This is a genomic window from Asticcacaulis sp. (assembly GCF_035497195.1).
GTDB lineage: Bacteria > Pseudomonadota > Alphaproteobacteria > Caulobacterales > Caulobacteraceae > Asticcacaulis.
The window spans coordinates 241178-261690 of the sequence record NZ_DATJDZ010000004.1 but is presented as its reverse complement, the minus strand read 5'-3'; the positions used below and the strand labels follow the sequence as shown (position 1 = coordinate 261690).

15 protein-coding genes are annotated in these 20513 nt (G+C 60.6%); 7 read left to right on the top strand and 8 right to left on the bottom strand.

All coding sequences use genetic code 11. The features are described from left to right. Positions 1-13: 13 nt before the first annotated feature. Both VL130_RS01990 and VL130_RS01985 read right to left on the bottom strand, forming a co-directional pair. Positions 14-661 (bottom strand): response regulator, encoded by a 648-nt coding sequence (locus VL130_RS01990; RefSeq protein ID WP_325360573.1) that lies wholly within the window; start codon positions 659-661, stop codon positions 14-16. Continuing rightward, the gene (locus tag VL130_RS01985) at positions 658-1905 is read right to left on the bottom strand and encodes a pilus assembly protein TadG-related protein (protein WP_325360570.1); all 1248 of its coding nucleotides are present in this window, start codon (positions 1903-1905) and stop codon (positions 658-660) included. Before VL130_RS01985 ends, VL130_RS01990 begins: the two co-directional genes overlap by 4 nt. A 202-nt stretch (positions 1906-2107) precedes the next feature. Here VL130_RS01985 and VL130_RS01980 point away from each other — a divergent pair, with 202 nt between their 5' ends. Together VL130_RS01980 and VL130_RS01975 are read left to right on the top strand one after the other, a co-directional pair. After that, positions 2108-5620 (top strand): EAL domain-containing protein, encoded by a 3513-nt coding sequence (locus VL130_RS01980; protein ID WP_325360568.1) that lies wholly within the window; start codon positions 2108-2110, stop codon positions 5618-5620. 68 nt (positions 5621-5688) lie between these two features. Next, a complete protein-coding gene (locus VL130_RS01975) occupies positions 5689-7734 on the top strand; it encodes a TonB-dependent receptor (protein WP_325360566.1) in 2046 nt (681 codons plus the stop codon). Here the strand turns inward: VL130_RS01975 and VL130_RS01970 are convergent. After that, positions 7731-8663, bottom strand: coding sequence for a sugar phosphate isomerase/epimerase (locus VL130_RS01970; protein WP_325360564.1), 933 nt, complete (start codon positions 8661-8663; stop codon positions 7731-7733). The two genes, VL130_RS01975 and VL130_RS01970, sit on opposite strands and share 4 nt — an antisense overlap. Before the next feature lie 134 nt (positions 8664-8797). Here VL130_RS01970 and VL130_RS01965 point away from each other — a divergent pair, with 134 nt between their 5' ends. Next, positions 8798-10969 (top strand): exonuclease domain-containing protein, encoded by a 2172-nt coding sequence (locus tag VL130_RS01965; protein WP_325360562.1) that lies wholly within the window; start codon positions 8798-8800, stop codon positions 10967-10969. A gap of 72 nt (positions 10970-11041) precedes the next feature. After that, positions 11042-11572, top strand: a complete 531-nt coding sequence (locus VL130_RS01960) for an isochorismatase family cysteine hydrolase (protein ID WP_325360559.1) — start codon at positions 11042-11044, stop codon at positions 11570-11572. Between the two features lie 219 nt (positions 11573-11791). Here the strand turns inward: VL130_RS01960 and VL130_RS01955 are convergent, their stop codons facing one another. Then, complete coding sequence (locus VL130_RS01955; RefSeq protein ID WP_325360557.1) at positions 11792-12166, bottom strand: hypothetical protein; 375 nt, start codon at positions 12164-12166, stop codon at positions 11792-11794. 156 nt (positions 12167-12322) lie between these two features. Between VL130_RS01955 and VL130_RS01950 the strand changes: the two genes are divergently transcribed. Together VL130_RS01950 and VL130_RS01945 are read left to right on the top strand one after the other, a co-directional pair. Then, positions 12323-12622 carry an antibiotic biosynthesis monooxygenase family protein gene (locus tag VL130_RS01950; protein WP_325360554.1) on the top strand — a complete coding sequence of 100 codons (300 nt, stop codon included), beginning with the start codon at positions 12323-12325 and terminating at the stop codon, positions 12620-12622. A 42-nt stretch (positions 12623-12664) separates the two neighbouring features. After that, positions 12665-12961, top strand: coding sequence for a hypothetical protein (locus VL130_RS01945; RefSeq protein ID WP_325360552.1), 297 nt, complete (start codon positions 12665-12667; stop codon positions 12959-12961). A gap of 42 nt (positions 12962-13003) precedes the next feature. On the opposite strand, the gene VL130_RS01940 is transcribed toward VL130_RS01945, so the two are convergent. Next, complete coding sequence (locus tag VL130_RS01940; RefSeq protein ID WP_325360550.1) at positions 13004-13351, bottom strand: RidA family protein; 348 nt, start codon at positions 13349-13351, stop codon at positions 13004-13006. A gap of 122 nt (positions 13352-13473) precedes the next feature. Further along, entirely contained in the window at positions 13474-16281 is a 2808-nt protein-coding gene (locus VL130_RS01935) for a TonB-dependent receptor (RefSeq protein ID WP_325360548.1), read from the bottom strand. A gap of 261 nt (positions 16282-16542) precedes the next feature. Between VL130_RS01935 and agaR the strand changes: the two genes are divergently transcribed. Next, a complete protein-coding gene (gene agaR, locus VL130_RS01930; RefSeq protein WP_325360545.1) occupies positions 16543-17337 on the top strand; it encodes a transcriptional repressor AgaR in 795 nt (264 codons plus the stop codon). A gap of 123 nt (positions 17338-17460) precedes the next feature. Here the strand turns inward: agaR and VL130_RS01925 are convergent, their stop codons facing one another. Together VL130_RS01925 and VL130_RS01920 are read right to left on the bottom strand one after the other, a co-directional pair. After that, on the bottom strand, positions 17461-19344 hold the full coding sequence (locus VL130_RS01925) for an NPCBM/NEW2 domain-containing protein (RefSeq protein WP_325360543.1): 1884 nt from the start codon (positions 19342-19344) through the stop codon (positions 17461-17463). An 11-nt stretch (positions 19345-19355) separates the two neighbouring features. Beyond that, positions 19356-20435, bottom strand: coding sequence for an amidohydrolase family protein (locus VL130_RS01920; RefSeq protein ID WP_325360541.1), 1080 nt, complete (start codon positions 20433-20435; stop codon positions 19356-19358). Between the last annotated feature and the right edge of the window lie 78 nt (positions 20436-20513).

Genomic DNA, 20513 nt, shown 5'->3' with positions numbered 1-20513 from the left:
GATTCAACCCGCTCTAAACCTGCGGCGTCAGCTTTTCCGCCTCGCCCATATCGGCATGGATGCGCGTCAGGGTCACCGAGGCGTCGGCGATGCGGCGCAGGCTTTCGCTGACCTGCGGCAGGCTGCTGTGCGTCTCGATCACCTGTGCCGCTTCAAGAATATCGTTAAGCGGGCCGGTGATCTTCTGGCGCGACAGGCGCAGGATGCGGTCTTTCAGGTCATTGACCCTTTGCAAGGCTTCCAGTTGCCCGCGCACCAGGCCTTCGGCGCGGGCATTGCGCAACACATAGGCCAGTTGGTGCGACAACAGCCGCCAGTTCAGCGGCTTGACGACGAAGGCGGTGGCGCCCAGCGCAAAGGCGCGATCGACGGCCATCATATCCTCGCGGCCGGTGACGACCACGATCGGCAGGTGCTTAAGCTGTGCGTCCCAGCGGATGCGCTCGATCAGTTCGAAGCCGTCCATGCGCGGCATGTCGAGATCGACCAGGGCGATATCGATGCCGCCTTGATTGAGCCGCTCCAGCGCCGCCACGCCGTCCTCCGCCACTTCGACCTCGACCGCCGGGGTCGCCAGATGGACCGTGGCGAATTCACGCAGGATGGGATCGTCGTCGGCGACCAGAACACGGGCGGCCTCGAATTCGACAAAATGCGTCAATGCGATAACCTCGGCGCTGCCTTCATCGGCCCCACCCCTTCGGGGACGGGCACACCCGAACCGGTATAGTTGGTGTTGATGGTCAGCACCGGGTTCTGTTTCAGGGTCAGGGTCTTGGCGACGATGACGCTCCACGCCGAATTTTGCGCCACATTGCCCGGCGTATCGACGACCAGATTGGCGTTCGGGATATAGATGGTGCCGAGCAACTGGCTGACATTGCCCGATGCGATGCTGAAGGTGCCGAAATTATCGCGCGAGGTGGCGATCAGGAAGCCAGCCATTGGGCCGCTCTTGCGCGCGCTCAGTCGGACATTGGCGTTCCTGGCGAAGTTGAAGACATTGCCGACGCCGAAGACCAGCGACACATCATCGCCGCGCAGGGTCGAATTGTCGGTCATGATCAGCGGCCCAAAAAAATAGTGATCGCCTGGCTGCAAAAACAGCGTGCCGTTGCCGATAACGGTGATCGGCAGGCAATGCAGGCCGGGCGGCAGGCTCATCGTGCCGCTGCCAAGCTGAATCGGCAGAAGGTGGCCTTCGAGAAGGTTGCACAGTGTTTTGCTTTTCAGGTCCATCGCGGCGAAGGGGTCGTCGATCGGCAGCGCCCCGGAATGCCCGGCAGGCTCAATCGGGCCGGACACAGCGCCTACGGCCTGGGCCGCTTCGGCCTGGATCAGCGCGCCGCTGGCCACATTGATATCGGCATTAGCGTGGATGGCGCATCCCGTTGCCCGGATGCGCGCCGTATCTTGTACCTTGATGCCGCCGCTGTCGTCGGTTTGCAGGATGCACAGGGGCACACGCTGGACGTTTTCGGCGGTGGCGGTGGCGGTCAGGGCCTGGTTGCCGAAATCCATGAAACCGATCAGCGGCTTGTGTTCGGCCACGCCGGTCACAGTCACTGAACTGGCGTGGGTGTCGACCGTGGCGGTGAAGGCGGGCGGGGTGGTCCGGCTGCCTTGTCCGCTGGTCCCGATCGATTGCTCGGCCACGGTCACCGCCGTTTGAGACACCTGCGCGGCCCCGATCGTGGCGATGGCGAGTTGCCCCGCGCCAGCCAGCGCGCCGGCGTCGGCGGCTTCCTGCAAACGGCCGCGGGCATTGGACATGTCGGTAATTTCGATGACGCCGGTTACGGCCAGCACAAGGGGAATCGCCGAGAAGGCCGCAATCAGGCTGACATTGCCACCGGTGTCGCGGCGTGTCCGTCTCAGATGCTTACAAAATTTAGCCCAGTCCATTAGTCTCTTCCTGAGCCGGAAACCTATCAGCAAGATTTTAAGATTTACTTAGTAGGCTTGGTTTACGAGGGGCGAAACCAAAGATTTATCGCTTAGGTTGAGTGTCCGTGCCAAGATTTGTTTTGTGTATAAGTGTCGGGTTACGGGGCAGATGACGAATATAGGGCATAGAATACAGGCCAGACACTCGATATCCGGGCGATTGACCTGGCTCGTTATTGGGTCTGTGCTGTTTTCAACCCTGCCGGTCGCCGGTTTGTTCGTGGTGCGCGAAACCACCCGTCAGGCGGAGAGCCGCTGGTCGGTGATGAAGACCGCCGCCGATGTGCTGGCCTCCAGCGCCGAGGACGCCGTGGCCAGCAATGACCGCGCCCGCGCCTATACCGCCCTGCGCGCCGTCACCCGCACCCCCGGCGTCACCTATGCCCGTGTCGAGGCGCATGATGGCTCAGCCCTGGCCGAAATGGGCGCCGGGGCACGCCTGAAAAGCGACGTCACGCTCGATGCCGAAAGCCGCAACCCCGATGTCATGGCGCTGGTTTCCACCCGCACCATTCAGGTCCATGCGCCGGTCATGAACAATGGCCACCAGATCGGCCAGGTGGTGGTGGTGCACAAGTCCGGGGATTTCGCCCGCACGCTGTTGCAGGCGCTGGCGGGGATTTTCGGCCTGGCGGCGGTCGCCCTGGGGCTGGCCCTGTTTGTGGCGCGCGGCCTGCAAAGGGCGATGATCAGGCCCCTGACCGATCTGACGAGTTCCATCGAGGCGATCACACGGCAGGGCGATTTTACGCGCCGGGTTGAGACCAGAAGCCATGATGAAGTAGGCGCATTGGTGACCGGTTTCAACGCCATGATTGACGCCATTTCCCTGCGCGAACAGAAGCTGGAAGCGCACCTGATCGGGCTGGAGCAGGAGGTCGAGGATCGCACGGCCGATTATCTCAAGGCGCGCAATGAGGCCCAGTCCGCCAACGCCGCCAAGTCGGATTTCCTCGCCACCATGAGCCATGAAATCCGCACGCCGATGAATGGGGTGATGGTTATGGCCGAACTGCTGGCGGCCGAAAGCCTGCCGGCGCGCGCCAAACGCCACGCCCGCACCATCGCCAGATCCGGCCGTTCGCTGCTGGCGGTGATCAACGATATTCTCGACTTCTCCAAGATCGAAGCCGGCAAGCTGGACATCGAGATCTGCGAGGTCGATATCCTCGATTGCGTCGATGACACCCTGGCCCTGTTTCAGGCCAAGGCCCGCGAAAAGGGCATTGAGCTGGTCGCCAGCGCCCATCCGGACGCGCCGCGCCTGGTGCCGGCCGATCCGGTGCGGCTGGGGCAGGTGGTCTCCAACCTGGTTTCGAACGCGTTGAAATTCACCGAAAAAGGCCATGTGCTGGTCAGTATCGAACCGGACAAGAAGCCCGGTTTCTGGCGTCTGGTCGTCAGGGATACCGGCATCGGCATCGCGCGTAACAAGCTGGGCGCAATCTTCTCGGCCTTTACGCAGGAAGACCAGACGACGACACGGCGTTTCGGTGGCACGGGTCTGGGCCTGAGCATCTCCAAACGGCTGGTCGAGGCCATGAACGGCGCCATCGCCGTCACCAGCGAGCAAGGCAAAGGCACGCAGTTCCATATGCGGATGCCGGCGCTGGATTATTCACCCCAAAAAAACGTAAATATGTGCGCGCCGCCGGTGATCCATGATCTGGTGCGGCCGGTCGTCCATTATTTTATCCGTGGTGAGGTGGAAGGCGAAGTCCTTGCCGAACGCCTTAAAGAGGCCAATGTCCGCTTCGGACCGGACAAGCCGCGGCTTGTGCTGGCCGATGCGGTTAACCGCGATCATCTCGATGCGGGTGTGAAGCCAGAAATGCTGGTCCTGCTGGCCTACCCGGAAGACGCCGACGCCGAACAGTGGGTGCGCGATGGCCGCGCCGCCGCCGTGCTGGCGCGGCCGCTGCGCCACCGTGATATCGACATGCTGATCGAGCGCCTGCGTGATGGCGGTGATTTCGTGCTCTATGATACCGATGCTGATCCCGAAGGCGTTGACGCGGCCTGGCCGCAGGCGCGGGTGCTGGTGGTCGATGATGGCGAGGTCAATCGCGAAGTGGCCATTGAGGCCCTGGCGCGTTTCGGCATCGCCGCCGTCGTGGCGATTGATGGCGCCGATGCGCTGGAAAAGATGCAGGCGCAAGCCTTCGACCTGGTGCTGATGGATGGTTCCATGCCGGTCATGGATGGCTTCGAGGCGACACGTCAGTGGCGGATGCAGGAGGTGGCCAGTGAAGATAAAAACCATCTGCCGATCGTCGCCCTGACCGCCCATGTCGTCGGCCACGCCGCCCACGCCTGGAAAGACGCCGGCATGGACGATGTGCTGCACAAGCCCTTCACGCTGCGTGATTTAGCCACCATTCTGAGTGCGCATCTGCCGGAAAACCTGCGCACCGCCGCCCTGCCGCGGGTCGCTGAAATCGAGGACGCGCCGCCTGTGGTTCTGCCCGAAGCCGACGGCGATTTGTTCGATCAGGCGGTGATCGGTTCGCTGATCGAGGGCCTGAATAATGGCCGGGGCGATTTTGTCCGCCGGGTGGTTGGTCTCTATCGCAGCCATGCGCCGGAAGCCGTCACTACCCTGCAAGCCGCCCATGCCGAGGGCGACGAAGACCGCCTGGCGCGCGCCGCCCACGCGCTGAAATCGATGAGCCTGAATATCGGCGCGAAAACCGTGGCCGGAGTCGCCGGCGGCATCGAACGCGCTATCCGCGTCGAGCACCGCGCTGTCGCCGCCGACGAGATCGCCATGGCCGCGACCTGGGTGGAACGCACCCTCGCCGGTCTGGCGCAGATGATCGGCGATGAGCCAGCGCCTGCCGCGGTGAAACCCAAAAAGAAAAAAGCCGCGCCGGTCGTCGCCCCGAAAGACGATCCGGAATCCGTCCTGATCCGCGAGATCGAGGCCGATATCGAGGAGGGCGCCTTCGAAATGGAATACCAGCCGATCTATGACCGCACCGGCACGGAGGTGGTCAGCGCCGAGGCTCTGATGCGCTGGCGTCGCGGTGATCGCGCGCCCATTGGTCCGGCGGTGTTTATCCCCGTGGCAGAGCGCTCCGGCCTGATCACGCGACTGGGCACCTTCGCGCGCCGCCGGGCGCTGGAAACTGCCGCCAACTGGGAGATTCCGGTGGCGATCAATGTGTCGGCGATCGAACTCGACAAGCCGGGCTTCGTGGCCGGTGTGCGGGCGCTGCTCGATGAGACGGGTTTTGATCCGAAGCGCCTGATCCTGGAAGTGACCGAGACGGCCTTCCTCGGTGATCCCGATCGCGTGCGGCAACTCTTCAATGACCTGCGCGGCATGGGCATCAAGCTGGCGCTCGATGATTTTGGCGTCGGCTATTCGTCGCTGACCGCCCTGCACCGGTTCCCGTTCGACAAGATCAAGATCGACCGCGAATTTGTCATGGCGCTCGATGGCGAACCGCGCGCCGCCCTGGAGGCTCTGGCGATCATCCAGGCGGTCACCGGCATTGGCCGCGCCTTTGGGATGCAGGTGACGGCGGAGGGGATTGAGACCGCCAGCCAGCATAGCCATCTGAAAGCGGCGGGCGTCCATACCATGCAGGGCTATCTGTTCGGCAAGGCCATGCCGGCCAATGCCTTCAGTACCCTGATCGGCAAGGCGCCGGTGTTGCAGCGCATCTAACCAGATTTAGCTGGATTTCTTATTTTATTCCCGCAAAGGGTAACCCGTGCTTTTGCGGGAGAGGAATAGTGGCCATTCGGTTTTTAGGGGTAAGCCTGCTGGCGCTAATGGCGGTATCCGCTTATGCGGAAACGCCGGCCGAAGCTCCCATCGAAATCATCATCTATGGCCAGCGTTTTCCTGCCTATAGCGGAGACGCGGTATTCAGCCGCGTCGACCTGACCGGCGAAGACCTGAAACGCGGCGCGTCGCTCGACCAGACCCTGAAACAATCGGCGCAGGCGGCCTTGTTCCGCCGCTCGTCCAGCCTGACCGCCAATCCGACCGTGCAGGGCATGAGCCTGCGCGCCATCGCGCCTTCGGGGGCCGGTCGGGCGCTGGTGACGCTCGACGGCATCCCGCAGAATGATCCGTTTGGCGGCTGGGTGATCTGGGCCGGCATCCCGTCGCAAGGCCTGGCCAGTGCCCATGTGGTGCGCGGAGCGGGTGGTGGGGCCTACGGAGCCGGGGCATTGACTGGCGTGGTCGATCTGTCCCTGACGCCGCCGGCAGCCCTGCGGCCCTATGTCGCCGCCAGTGTTGACGATCATGGCGGCGGCGGGCTTCAGGCCGGTTTCGCCATGGGCAATCATATCGGTGTGCACCTGACCGACCAGACTCTGGAAGGCGATGTGCCGGTGCGCGGCAGCCAACGTGGCGCTGCCGATGTGGCCACCCATGGCCGCGACCGCAGTTTACTGATCAATGGTCAGTGGACAGTGGCCGCGGGCGAGCTTTCCCTGCTGGCCGGTGGCTATGACAGTATCCGCGAAACCGGCCTGAAAGGCGCGACGGCGCGATCTAAAGGGGATCAGATCAGCCTGGCCTGGACGCGCCAGCCGACCGATGAAGCGCTCGGTTATCGCCTGCAAATCTGGCACAAGGACTCAGACCTCGCCAATCGCTCGATGTCGGTCCTGCCGGGCCGCAGCGGCACCTCACTGGCCAATGATCAGGTGAAGACGCCGGCGACAGGCGACGGTTTTAATGCCGCCATCCGCCGCCAGACCTCCCGTTCCGAATGGGAAGTCGGCATTGATGCCCGTACCGGCGAAGGCGAGTCGCGCGAATATTACCGCTATATGTCCGGCGCGGCGACGCGTTATCGTGTTGCCGGTGGTGAAAACACATTGGCCGGAATCTATATGCAAGGCACACACGCCATCGACCGCTGGACCCTGACCGGAGCTATGCGCGTCGATGACTGGAAGACCTCGGGCGCGCATCGTTTCGAGCGCGACCTGACCACCGGTTTACCCGTGCTCGATCTCGACCTCCCATCGAAACAGCAGACCGTGGGGTCCGGCCGTCTGGGCCTGGCGTATCAGGTCTCGCCGCAAAATGCCCTGCGCGCGGCTATCTACAGCGGCTTCCGCCCGCCCAGCCTGAACGAACTCTACCGGCCGTTCCGCGTTGGCAATGATGTCACCGAGGCCAATGCCGACCTGAAACCGGAAACCCTGACCGGTGGGGAAATCGGCTGGCGGCGGACCGGCCAGCGCCTGCATCTCGACGCCGATATTTTCTCGAATATCGTCAGCGATCCGATCACCAATGTCACCCTTGGTATCGGGCCGGGCACATTTCCTGTGGCGGGCTTTATCCCGGCCGGCGGGGCCTATCGTCAGCGGCGGAATGTCGGGGAAATCCGCGCCTATGGACTGGAGGCGCAGGCACAGTATCAGGCCAGCGACAGGCTGGCGCTGAATGCCGCCCTCACGGCCACCCATGCCCACGTCGGCAAGGCGGACGCCATGGTCAATGGCAAGCGGCCGGCCCAGGCGCCGGAATACAGCGCCTCGGTCGGTGCCGAAGGCCAGATAGCGAAATTGGGCTGGCGCGCCGACTGGCTGTTCGAGGGGCGGAGCTTCGAGGATGACCTCAACGCCCTGCCGCTGAAAGCCTACAGCAAGCTCAATCTGGCGCTCGACTACCCGTTTACGCCGCAGGTGTCCTTGGGGCTGCGCGTCGATAACGCCTTCGATACGGCGATCCAGATTCAGCGCAGCAATGACGGCACGGTCAATTTCGACACGAGCCGCAAGATCACGCTGAACCTGACTTATCGGCGCTAGAGAGCCGCTATATAGGCGCGGCTTTCGGCCAGGGATTCCATCACCGGCTTGAGATAGGGCGGTTCCTGCTCGATGAAATAGTTCTTCACGCCCAGTTCCTGTGCCGCGGCAAAGACCGGCTTCCAGTCGATCATGCCCTTGCCGATTTCCGTCGAGCGGAAACCGCCGGGAATGGCGGCGTCCTTGATCATGTCCTTGACGTGGAGCAGGTCGAGGCGGTCGGCATATTTCTTCATGGCGGCCACGACATCGGCGCCACCGACTGCCACCCAACCGAGATCCAGCTCGGCGCGAAGCTGTTCGGCCGGCGCGGCGGCCATCAGTATATCGTAGCCCGTCTGTCCGCCACCCAGGTCTTTGAATTCCATCGCGTGATTGTGATAGGCGAATTTCAGACCGGCCTTTTTCACGGCCGGCGCAATGGCCGCCATATATTCGGCGTTCATTTTCCACGCGTCCGCTGTCATGGCCTGTGTCATGGCGGATATCCAGTCAAGCCCGGCGGGCAGGGGGCCGGGCGTCTGTGGCGAGGCGGCGACCAGCCATTCGGCGCCAAGCGCCAGGGCTTCGGCAATTTCCCTGTCGGCGTTTTCGATCAGCTTTGGCATATTGGTGTGGGCGCTGCGGATTTTCAGGCCCGCCGCTTCGATCATCGCCTTGTATTCCGCCGCGGTCTTGCCCTGGGTGCCGGCGGTTTCAACCACGTCATAACCTGCGGCCTTGATCGCTTTTAATGTGCCGGGGATGTCCTTCGCCAGTTCGGCATTGACCGTATAAAGCTGGACGCCGAGCGGCCAGGAGTCCAGCACAGTCTTGGCCTTGGTTTCGGGGGCCGTCGCCGGGGCGGGCTTGCAGCCGGCCAGGGCGGTCAGGGTCAGCGCACCGGCGCCAATGAACATATGGCGGCGCGAAGGAATAAAATGAGTCATGGGTACTCCAGCCTGTAAAAAGCACGGTCTGCGCCGCGATCATGGCAGATAAGCATGAATTGTAATCGAATACAATCGTCGCAGGACTGGCGCGGACTTGTATGTGTTCGCGCGAACATATATAGAACATTGTCATGCCCCGTCAATTTATCACCCTGCCGCCGCTCTATTATCGGGATCATTTCATTGAGATGATCGGCTTCATTAGGTCGGTTTACGGGGCGATGCTGGACGCGGAGGAGCGGGCCTTCATCACACGCTTCGAGGCGCTCGATGAATGGGCGCAATGCCTCTATATCCGCATGAGCAACCGCAAGAAGGCCGTCTTTTCACCGCGCGATCTCGCCTATCAGGAGATCGGCGACCTGTGGGGCGGGCTTGATCAGCTACGCGCGCAGGGCTTTATCCGCGAGATCGAAGTCCGTGATTATCGCGCCTGTCTCGATGATCGGCCAAAGCCGGATCTGATCGACCTGGCGAAGGGGCATCAGCTTGAAATCAAGACCGGCTGGGCTAAGCCCCGGCTCGTCGCCTTCCTGCACGAACACCTGCCTTATGATCGTTTTTCCGCCGGTTTCCTGCGGTCGGATCATTTCGTCCCTGAGCACAAGGAAACGCTCGGTTTCCTGCTCTATCTCTATTTCGGCAAGCTCAGCGACAACATGACCAGCTTCGCCCTGCGCGATCTCGGCGTGGTGTCGGTGAAGGCGCGCGACAGCTATCAGGCACGGTTCGAGTCGCTGGAAGAGGCGCGGGCGGGCTATTTCTATACGCGGCATCTGCGCGCCTTGAAGGGCGGGACGGATTTCCGCGCGCTGGCTGAAACGGTTGATGCGTGGCCGCTGCCGCAGGCCGAACCGGCGATCACCTTGCGTGATACCTTGCTGCACCAGATCGGCCAGATGTATGAACGGCATAAGGATAACGCAGCTGCCCTGGCCATCTACGCCCGATCCGGCGCCTTTGAAAGCCATGAACGCAGCGTGCGCCTGCTCTATAATCTGGGCGCGGCCGAAGAGGTCAGGGCGCGGCTGGAGGTCATGCTACTAAGCCCGGCGCACGATGAGGAATATATCTTCGCCAGCGATTTTTACGCCCGTAAATTCGGCCAGCAGCGCATCGGTGTTTTCACCAATCTGCTGCGTTCGGCGGAGACGATCGAGGTTGATGAACTCTATCGCGGCGACGCCGAATTTGCCGCCATGCAGGCCTATGCGCGACAGGGCTGGACTGCGTATCATACAGAAAATGGTCTGTGGCCCGTGCTGTTCGGACTGGTGTTCTGGGAAGAACTGTTCGGCCCCGCCGCCGGCTTCGCATCCGCGTTCGATCACCGCCCGCAAAGCCTGAAGGACAAGACTTTCCATAGCCGTTTTGCCGCAGAAATCGGTGACAAGCTCGCCGCTGTTCGTGCAGGCGCGGGGCTGGAAATGGTGCGCGAAACCATCCGGCAAAGACAGGACGAACCCAATGGTCTGTTTTACTGGTTTGACGGTCTGGAGGCGCTGGTCGCAGCGTTTCTGACCGCCGCACCGACGGATGCCGTGGCCGATCTGTTGCAAAAAATGGCGGAGGACTTCTATGCCCTGCGCGACGGTTTCCCCGATCTGGTGCTGATGCGCGCGGGTCAGGTGCGCTTTGTCGAGATCAAGGGTGAAGGCGATCAGGTTCGGCGTCATCAACTGGCGCGGCTGAACCTGCTGCGCAGCCTGGGCTTTGAGGCCGATATCTGCCGCGTGACCTATCGCACCGACCCTGATCAGATTTATGTCGTGGTCGACGTCGAAACCACCGGCGGACGGCCACCCAATGACCGGGTGACCGAAATCGGCGCGGTCAAGATCCAGCATGGCGAAATCATCGGCGAATGGTCGTCCCTGATCAATCCTGAAAAACGCATCCCGCACTTCATCACGCAACTGACCGGCATCAGCAATGATATGGTGCGCGATGCGCCGAAATTTGCCGAGATCGCCGATGCGTTCGCAGCTTTTATGGAAGGTGCCATTTTCGTGGCGCACAATGCCGGTTTCGATCATGGCTTTATCTCCAGCGAATTCCGCCGGCTTGAGCGGCGCTTCCGTCATCCCCGCCTATGCACGGTTGCGTCCATGCGCAAATATTATCCGGGCTATACTTCCTACGGGCTGGCGAACCTGTGCCGCGAATTCAATATTGAGCTGATAAATCACCACCGCGCTCTGGCTGACGCGCGCGCTGCAGCCGCCTTGCTCAACCTGGTCAACGCGAAACGGCTGAAAAATGCGCCCCAAATGGGCGAAAAATCCGCAAAAATATCACAGTAGACTAAAAATACTGATCCACTCTGGCATCGAATCCTTATAAGCGGGCAGTATAGGGTCGGCTCAGGAGGGAAAATGTCGGAAGAATCGCCGCAGGTGCTGATCATTGTCGACGCCCAGGAAGGCTTCGTCACGCCGCATTCGCAGCATGTGATAACGCCGCTGGAAAACCTGCAATACGAATTCGATCATGTCGTTTTCACCAAGTTTTATAATCCCGAACCCTCGCCCTTCCGCAAAATTCTCGGCTATGATCAGATGGCGCCGAAAAGCCCGGAAACCGAACTGGCGCTTCAGCCGCGTGAAGAGGCGGTAATTATCAGTCGTCCGCTCTATAGCTGCGTCACCGAGCCTCTGCTGGTGCGACTGAAAACCTGGGGTGTGCGCGAGGTCTTTATCGCCGGCATCGCCACCGAGGCCTGCGTGCTGAAAAGCGTGCTCGACCTGTTCGAGTTGAATATCCGGCCGTGGGTGCTGGAAGACCTGTGCGCCAGCGACAAGGGCGCGGAATTCCACGATCCGGCTATCAAGGTGATGGGGAAATTGATCGGGCCGCAGCACATCATCCAGAGCGCCGGGCCGGAAGTCACGATTGGCCGGCCTTGAGCGCTTTGATGGATTCTTGATGAAACCGGACGTGTTTCTGCTTTTTTCCTTATGGTGGATTTGCGATACTGAGGCTGTCAGAGAGGATGACTCAATGACAATAAAAAAGCCAGAGAGACGAAGCGTTTGACACATGTCAACCCATTCACCTCTCTGGTTTTTTATTGCGCCAATAATGAAAAACGGCCCCTGTTTCAGGGGCCGTTTCGCGTATGAAAATCAGTAGCTGCTTGGCGGATCGCTGGCCGGAAAGCTGTCATCGATCATGGAATCGATCTGGTCTTCATCGAGATTGTCGCGCAGTTTTTTATCATGGCGCAGTTGCGTCTGGTGCGGCGTGGTGCGGAAAAAACCGGTCAGGAAAGCGGAAACGAAGGTGGTGACGATTTCCATCGGGGCGACGCCTTTGCCGCCGCCGGATGCGCTGGCAAGCGCCGCTTTCGTCGCTCTCAGGCTGTCATCTTCGCTGATGGCGTCCTCGCCGGTTTTGACCGAGGAGATGATTTTTTCGTCGGTGCCTTCGGGCGGAAAAGGATCGCTTGGTCCGGCGGCGCGCGCCACATCGGCAGCGGTTTTGAAGTCAAAATCAGACATGCGTTTCTCCTCAATTAGCCTCCAGTGTAAGCGCTGGCGGATAAGAGGACGCTGGCGATCATCCGCCGGGTATGTAAGGCGGTGATAAGGTCGCTTGAGATATGGATCGCGCCATGACATAGAGGCCGGATCGCGCAAATATGCCAAGGAACCCACATGATCACCGAAATCGCCACCCTGACCATAGACCCTGCACAGGCCGCCGATTTCGAAGCCGCTGTGGCCGCCGCCGCGCCGCATTTCCAGAGCGCCGAGGGCTGCTATGGCATGTCGCTGGAAAAGATCATCGAGACACCGGGCGTCTATACCCTGCGTGTCCTGTGGGAGACGCTCGATCACCACATGGTCACCTTCCGCGCCAGTGAAAACTTTCAGAAATGGCGCGCCCTGGCCGGACCTTTCTTTGCCGAAGCGCCGAAAGTGGTGCATGGTGAAACCATCGGCCAATATTTCTGATATACTCAGAACATAGTAAGCCTGCCGCAAGAGATTTTTGACATGACCGACCCGACCCAACCCGCCCGCACCACACGCAAGTCTCTGTTGACGCCGCTCGAATTCGCCCGCATCGCCGACCTGGCGTGGCGCACTGATCCGCGCGGTTCGCTGGCCCGCCAGATTTCCGAAGCGACCGGTGTATCGGAAAGTTCGATCGAGCGCTGGCTGAAGGATGAGCGCCATCCCGCGCCGCCGGAACGCATCGCCGAGGCGTTGCGCCTGGCCGACAAGCGGATGCACGAGAATGGCGATTTTCTCTACAATGTCGCCATCACGCTATCGCAAAATCCAGCCTGAAAACGTAATATGATCGCGCGGCCGAAACCGCGCTTTGCACGATCAGGCCAAGGCCGCCGTCACGATGATTTCGATCCGGTATTCCGGGGCGGCCAGCTTGACCTCGCCGGTGGCGCGGGCCGGCGGATTGGCCGGATCGACCCAGACATCCCAGACCGCGTTCATGGCGGCGAAATCCGCCATGTCGGCCAGCCAGATGGTGGCGGTGAGGATGCGTGACTTATCGGTGCCGGCGGCGGCCAGCAGGGCGTCGATCTGCGCCAGAACGGTGGTGGTTTGCTCGGTCAGCGAGGTGCCGGGTTCGCCGACCTGGCCGGCCAGATAGGCGATGCCGTTATGGACGACGGCCTGGCTCATGCGCTTGCCGGGTTCGAGTCTGGTGATGGTCATGTGAAAGCTCCTTTTATTGATGCGGGAGCCATGCCGGGGAACGGGGTGTTTTGCAACACAAAAAGCCCGCCCGGTGGTGCCGGGCGGGCTGCTGTCTTTTACATCTAGGCGCGAATACCGGCCTAGAATCTGTAGCTCATGCCGAGCTTGTATGAGGCGCCATAGCGGTAATAGCCCTGCGGGAGCAAAGGATTGCCGTTGATGCTGTAGGTGTTGGCCTCGTCGAGTAGGTTCTGGCCTTCCAGGGTAATATCGAGGTGCTCGTTGATCTTGTACGAGGCGTGGGCCGTCACCCAGGTGATCGGATCGGATTGCTCGTTATAGCCGGCGCCCAGCACATTGGTCGCCGTCACGAAGCCGTCGGTATGGTCACCGCTCAGGCTGAGCGAGAGGGGGCCGTGATCATAGAACAGGCCCAGGGAATAGACCGACGGCGCAATGCCTTCGAGCGGACGCTCCTCGTCGCCGACAAAGCTCGTGGACCAGTTGCGGGTATATTGCGCGCGTACGCCAAAACCATTTTCGAGGAAATGCTGGAGGCCGACTTCAAGGCCACTGACCTTGGCGTAGTCACCATTGATCGGGCGGCTGACATTAAACAGATGGCCGGCCACGCCGATATCCTGGCCCGGTTCCCAGCTACTGGTGATCTGGTCTTCGATATGCTTGTGGAATACCGCGAAATTGAAGATCGAGTTCTTGCTGAAATACCATTCCAGCGAGGCGTCGAACTGATCGGCCGAATAGGGCCGCAGGTCGGCATTGCCGCCGTAGATCTGCGTGAACTCACCCCACGAGACGCTTTCGGTGGTATTGGTCGGCGCCAGCATTTCGACCGACGGCCGCGCCATCGTGCGCGCCGCGCCGAGGCGCAGGCGCAGGGTTTCGGTGATGCGGTAGTTGAGATTGGCCGAGGGCAGCAGATAGGTGTATTCGCTGTCCTGCGTTATCGAGGTCGGATCGGCATAGACAGCCGTATAGTTGAAGGCGCCGTTCTCGATGATATCAAGGATTTTAGCATCCCACGCCTGGGCGGTGGTTTGCGTCTGTACGACCCGCAGGCCCACATTGCCGCTCCAGCGCTCGCCGGAAAGATTGGCCTGCACGAAGCCGGCCCAGGTCTTTTCACCGACGCGGTAGCTTTGCAGCGGGTTCCACACCGGCGCGGCATCGGCGTAGGTGTAAGGCTCGCCACCGGGCCGCAGGTGGCCGTCATAGGCGGCCAGCGCCTGCTCATAGGCGGGCACGTCGAAGGACAGGAAGGTGCGCGGGAAATTGCCGGCGACTTCGCTCATGAAATTGGGCAGCGCAAAGCTATGCGAAATCACATTGCCGCCGAGATCGCTGACATTGATCGCGTAGTCGCCGGAGTAATAGTCGGCGCCGCCGGTGAGGGAGTTGTTGATCAGGTCGCGCGATTTCCGGCGGTCGGTATAGGTGACGCCGAATTGCAGGCTTTCGAACCATGACTTGTCGGCGACCCATTTGCCGGCGAACGAGGCGCCATTGATCTCATCATCGATATTGTCGCCTTCGAGCGAGAAATAGTGGGTGTTGAAATCGGCGTCGGTGAAGTCACCGTTGGCCAGGCCGCTGGCCAGATCGCGGCCATCGTCGAAATTGACGATGACGTTCGGCACGTAGGCGCCGGTCAGCTCGATGTGGGCCGTATTGGGTTGGTTCATGCGCAGCACGACATAGCTGTCCTGACCGCCCGAATGGCGCGATGAGGTCGAGCGATAGAGGTCTCCAGTCAGGGTGAGCGTATCGCTGACATTCCACGTCGCGTTGGCGCCGAACAGGTCCGTCTCGACGACACGATAGGAGGTCTGGTTGAGCAGTTCCGGATTGAGCCGCATCTCCGGATCGGGATTATCCATGTCGAAGCTGGTGACGATCCCGTCCTTGATGACCATGTTGGACCAGCGATCAGGGGCAAAGAGTGGATAGAAGGATTGCTGGTAGCCGACCTGCGGGGAATCGAGTTTCGTTGTCAGGCCATCCACCACCAGGCGGAAATTGTCGTTCGGCCGCCATTCGACCTTCGCCGTGAAGGCGCTGCGCTTCTTCTGTTCCAGAATGGAGCCGACGCGGAACTGACCCGGCGCGATCAGGCCGTATTCGTCCGGATCGAGTTCACCATTGCCGTTCGGATCGATATTGCCGCCCCAGGCATTGCCGTACCAGTCGGTATCAGGCACCGGATTGCGCGTCCAGCCGCCGTCATTGCCGGCCTGATCGGTGCGATCATCCCGCTCTTCGAGGACGAGGCCGAACAAGACGCCAATCTTGTCATCGGCGAAGGTATTGCTGTAGACGCCCGACAGCTTCTTCCCGTCGAGTTCCGACATCTGGTTGCGGTCACCCTCCAGACGGAGGATGCCGTGCTGGCCGCGTTTGTCGAACGGGCTGGCCGAACGCAGATTGATCAGGCCGCCAATCGCGCCTTCCGTCAATGAAGCTTCCGCGCCCTTGATGACGTCGGCGCCGCTGATGACGTCGGACGGCAGCACATCATAAGCGAAGTCGCGGCCTTCGCCATCGGTGGCCAGGATGCGGCCGTTAAAGGTGGAGAGCGTATATTCCGGCCCCAGGCCACGGACACTGACCTTTTGCCCTTCACCGCCGGCCGTGCGCGAAATCGACACGCCGGTGATATGGCTGAGCGAGTCGGCAACGTTATCGTCGGGGAACATGCCCAGTTCGAGGGCGCTGATGGAATCCTGCACGGTGGTCGCGTCGCGCTTCAGCTTGACGGCGCGGGCGACGCTGCCGCGTATCCCGACGACGACGACTTCGGTCGATTCGGCCGCGACGGGGGCAGTGCCGGTTGCGCCGCCCTCCTGCGCGCTGACCTGAGAGGCGGCGGCCAGGGCTATCAGTGCGGCGGTTGAAGCAAGCCATTTGCGTTTTATGTGTACGGTCGGCATCTGATAGTCTCCTTATTTACGGCGCACGTCGGCGGCGCTCGTTCCCTTATGTTGCGATTTATGTACGCTTTTGTTTCCGTGTCTACGTTATCTTTCGTTTTCCATGTCAATCGCAACAAAAAAGAAGCAAATTTGACACAGATTTGATCGTGTCATCCCGTTTTACGCGCCTGGAGCGGGCGGTCGAGGTTGAACTTCCCCTGTATTTGGGGGATAAGCGGCATATCGAAACGAAACTGTGTATTCTGGGATCGAAACAAAATGGCCGAAGGCTCGGTAAAACTGACGCGCGATACCTCAGAGCGCCGCCGCGAGATCACCGCCATGCTCAAGTCGCGCGGCAGTGTGCAGGTCGTGGCCCTGTCCGAGCAGTTCGGCGTGTCGATGCAGACCATCCGCAAGGACCTGCACTACCTTGAGGAACATGGCATCGCCACGCGCGCCTATGGCGGCGCCATTTCCTCCGAAGTGGTGACGGTAAATGCCGAACCGCCGATCGAGGCCAAGCGCACCAGCCATACCGAAGAAAAAGAACGCATTGGCCGGCTGGCGGCTTCGATGGTCCGGCCCGGTGATTCGATCATGCTCGATTCGGGCACGACAGCGCTGCAAATCGCCCGTTTTCTGCCGGATGAAGAGGACCTCACCGTCGTCACCAACGATTTCGAGGTGCTGTCGGCCCTGGCGCAGAAACGCAAGATAAAGATCGTCATGCTGGGTGGCGAACTGCGCCGCAAGAATATGGCGTTTTATGGCGCGCAGACCGTGGCGGCGCTCGATGAACTGCTGCTCGATAAGTTGTTCCTGGGTGTCGATGGCTTCGATGTCGAACGCGGCATCACCACGCACCATGAACCGGAAGCGCAACTGAACCGCAAGATGGTCGAGACGGCGCGGCAGGTCATCGCCATCACCGATTCATCGAAATTCGGCAAGGTCTGCCTGCACCGGATCATCGATATCAGCGAGATCGACGCCCTGATCACCGACGCCGACGCGCCGGATTTCATCCGCGAGGCATCGGAAAAGCTCGGCTTCAAACTGCATCTGGCGTGATCTTCTCCTCCCCATTTCTTAAATGGGAAGGTGTCAAGCAAGCGTAGCGCGTCGAGACGGAGGGGCGCCTCTCCGTCACGGATAAGCCGTGTCACCTCCCCCGCTTCGCAGGGGAGGATAAATTTACTTCCTCAGCGCGGCATTGCCCCAGGTGACGATCAGCGGCAGATCGCTTTTGCGGCCGTCAGCGCGGGCGACCAGTTCCACCACCTTCACGCCGGTAATGTCGGCGGTCAGGAGTTTCGCCGGCTCGCCGTACAGGCTCCTGGCTTCCGTCAATAATTTGCCGTCGCCATAGACCTGAAACACCACCGTATCCTTCAGGTCCTGTGTCGTGTCATCGACGCCGGCTTGCGCCTCGAAGCGCGTGAAGCCGTCATTCTTCACCTCCACGCGTGAGCCGGCCAGAATGCCGATGCCGGACACAAACGGATGGCCATCAATCTGCAAATTCTGGTCATAGGGCGTGGAATCGGCCTGCGCGCCGCCCCAACCGGTATAGGCCGCCCGCGATCCGCCGCCGTGGCTGCTGCCCCACGGGCTTAACATGCGGTGGACAATCGGATCGGGTTCGGGCACGATCACGCCATCCTCGGCGACATGAATATTACCGGGAATTTCCGACAGGTACATGCCATCCGCCAGTTGCCGCGCACCCTTGGCTTCAAAGACAAGCGTCTCACGCGGCGCAACCTTGAAGCTGGTTTCGCCGTTAAAATTCTGCGTGGCCTTAGACCACAGATCGGTGAGGGAAATCGTGCCGGTCATCTTGAGATGATCGGCTGTCAGCGCCACTTCCGCCGGCGCCAGGCCGCGGTTGAAAATGGCCACGGCCTTGTCGCCATTGCTCAGGGTTTTGACAAAAATCTCGACATCATCGGACATATATTCGAGCACGGCCTGATGGCCGCCGGTGTCCTGATTGAGCCGGACGATATCGGCATTGCCCCAGATATCCAGCAGGGATTTCGGCGCCTTGCGCAGGTCATAACCGATGATCAGGGGGGCGTTGATAATGGCCCACAGGCTGAAATGCGAGCGCGCCTCAGTCAGGTGGTTTTCATCGAAATCGCCATGGCCGACGAACAGCATGTCCGGATCATTCCAGGCGCCGGGATGGGCATAGAGGGCGCGGGTGGCGGCGCTGTCGAAGGTGTGCAGCATCCGGGTCCACTCGGGGGTGATGTCCTGACTGGTGCGCCATATATTGCCGACATCATGGCCCCACTGGCGCACATCGGCCGCGCCCCAATTGCACAATGAAAAGACGTAATCATTGTCCGGATTGCTTTTCACCAGGGCGTCGGCGACGCTCTGGTACAGGGCGCGGACCTGCGGAATATCGGTGCGGTTGATGGCGGTCTGGTCGATGATCGGCGGGAAGGGGCGATAACCTTCCGCTTTTATTACCGGCTCTTCAGGGCCGTAATAGTTCAGGCCGCAGGCGTCGACCTTGATGTAGTCGAAACCCCACTGGCGGAAATAGAGATCGATATCCTGATCGACATGGCCGTAAAGCCCCACTTCGCGCTCGGCGGTCATGCCTTCCGGCAGGTTGGGTGAATGTGGGTCGAAACGTTGCGAGCAGGCGTTGCGGCCCATATCGCTGTAGATGCCGGCCTTCAGACCCAGGGCGTGGATGCGGTCGGTGAACGGCTTGAAGCTGCTGTCGCCCTTTACCTTTGCCGACGGGAATATCTGCGTGCGGATTTGCATGCGGCCGTCGGAGGTGCGGCGCTTCAGCCACCAGCCGTCATCGATATTGACATAGGTGTAGCCGAGTTTGGCTAGGCCGCTGTCAACCAGGGCCTGGGCGGCGCCGAGCACCTTTTCCTCATCGACCTCGGTATGGAAAGCGTTCCATGAGTTCCAGCCCATCGGCGGCGTCAGGGCTTGGCCACGCGTATTGGCGGTCCATTTTCCGGCGGGGGCTAAGGGATCGGCCAAGGCCGAACCGCCCGTCAACAAAACCGCCGCGAGGGCGAGCGCAAGGGGCAGTCGGGTCATGGCGTTTCCTGTCAGTTCAGATATTCGCGTTTGGCATTATTATAATATATTTTATCGATCACTTCCTTCGGCAAGGCAAGGCCTTTTGCATCGGCGTGGATATCGTCGACATGGCGTGTTTCGCCCGTCGCCAGATAGGTCCAGTCCGATAGCCAGTATGTGTGCGCCTCGGCCTTGAATTCGGCCGGATCGTCACCTGGATTAAGCGTCAGGTCGGTGCCGTACATGATACGGTCCTGGTAGGTGATGAAGAAGTTGCGCACCTTGTCGTAGTCCTTAACGGATTGAGATTGAACCTGCGTGATGCGCGCCGCCAGTTCGATATTGGCGTTGGGGTAGGCGTCGAGGAATTTCGCGGCTTCATCGACGCTCCATTCCAGACTGGCGAAATGGGCGCCGACAAATTTCAGGTCCGGGTGGTTTGCCACGAAGCGGTCACGTGTCGCCATCAGCGCCTCGTAACTGGGCATCTCCGGATGCAGGTACATGTAATATTCCGGATGGTGGCTGAAATATTCCCGGTCGTTGTCGGTGCTCATCTCGTCCATCGGCAGCCAGCAGTTTTTCGGCTCGCCCTGGTGATTGATGATGACCTTGCCGGCGGCGATGATATGCGCGACCACCGGATCGAAGCGCGGATCATCGATGAAGATCAGCTTGCCGTCGGTGTCGCGCTCAATCAGGCCAACATTTTTCCAGATCTTGACCGCCACGGCGCCCTGTTTGAATTCGGAATCGAGCCAGGCATTGGTCCTTTCCGCCCAGCCGGGCGCGGTAAAGCCCTTCATGGTGAAGGCGGTGGCGTAGTGAAAATGCGACGGATCGGCGTCATGGAAGTGATGCGCAACGGCGGCCTGGTCGGCCAGGGCTGGAAATTCCGGGTAATCGACGTTTATGCTGAGAAGCTCGAAACCATCGGCCTTGGCCTGATCGACAAAAGCCGGATCGGTGACATTGACGTGTACGTGCGAGTCGAACTTCTTCACCTTGGCGAAATCAGCCACCGTATAGCCCGGATCGGCGGCGCAGGCTCCCATAGCGATCAGCGAAACGCTGGCGATCAGGCTCAAAAACAGGCGGCGATGGGTCATGTTCCGGCTCCCAAATTTTGAAAAGAAAGAAAACGAAATTTAATGTTGCGTTTTCATGTCTTTTTGTTTGCCTTTTTA

What these genes read in the sequence shown, in the direction of transcription:
- VL130_RS01965 (WP_325360562.1), top strand. Translation starts at nt 8,798, where the DNA reads ATGCCCCGTCAATTTATCACCCTGCCGCCGCTCTATTATCGGGATCAT.
- VL130_RS01985 (WP_325360570.1), bottom strand. Translation starts at nt 1,905, where the DNA reads ATGGACTGGGCTAAATTTTGTAAGCATCTGAGACGGACACGCCGCGAC.
- VL130_RS01950 (WP_325360554.1), top strand. Translation starts at nt 12,323, where the DNA reads ATGATCACCGAAATCGCCACCCTGACCATAGACCCTGCACAGGCCGCC.
- VL130_RS01960 (WP_325360559.1), top strand. Translation starts at nt 11,042, where the DNA reads ATGTCGGAAGAATCGCCGCAGGTGCTGATCATTGTCGACGCCCAGGAA.
- VL130_RS01925 (WP_325360543.1), bottom strand. Translation starts at nt 19,344, where the DNA reads ATGACCCGACTGCCCCTTGCGCTCGCCCTCGCGGCGGTTTTGTTGACG.
- VL130_RS01955 (WP_325360557.1), bottom strand. Translation starts at nt 12,166, where the DNA reads ATGTCTGATTTTGACTTCAAAACCGCTGCCGATGTGGCGCGCGCCGCC.
- VL130_RS01940 (WP_325360550.1), bottom strand. Translation starts at nt 13,351, where the DNA reads ATGACCATCACCAGACTCGAACCCGGCAAGCGCATGAGCCAGGCCGTC.
- VL130_RS01945 (WP_325360552.1), top strand. Translation starts at nt 12,665, where the DNA reads ATGACCGACCCGACCCAACCCGCCCGCACCACACGCAAGTCTCTGTTG.
- VL130_RS01970 (WP_325360564.1), bottom strand. Translation starts at nt 8,663, where the DNA reads ATGACTCATTTTATTCCTTCGCGCCGCCATATGTTCATTGGCGCCGGT.
- VL130_RS01920 (WP_325360541.1), bottom strand. Translation starts at nt 20,435, where the DNA reads ATGACCCATCGCCGCCTGTTTTTGAGCCTGATCGCCAGCGTTTCGCTG.
- agaR (WP_325360545.1), top strand. Translation starts at nt 16,543, where the DNA reads ATGGCCGAAGGCTCGGTAAAACTGACGCGCGATACCTCAGAGCGCCGC.
- VL130_RS01935 (WP_325360548.1), bottom strand. Translation starts at nt 16,281, where the DNA reads ATGCCGACCGTACACATAAAACGCAAATGGCTTGCTTCAACCGCCGCA.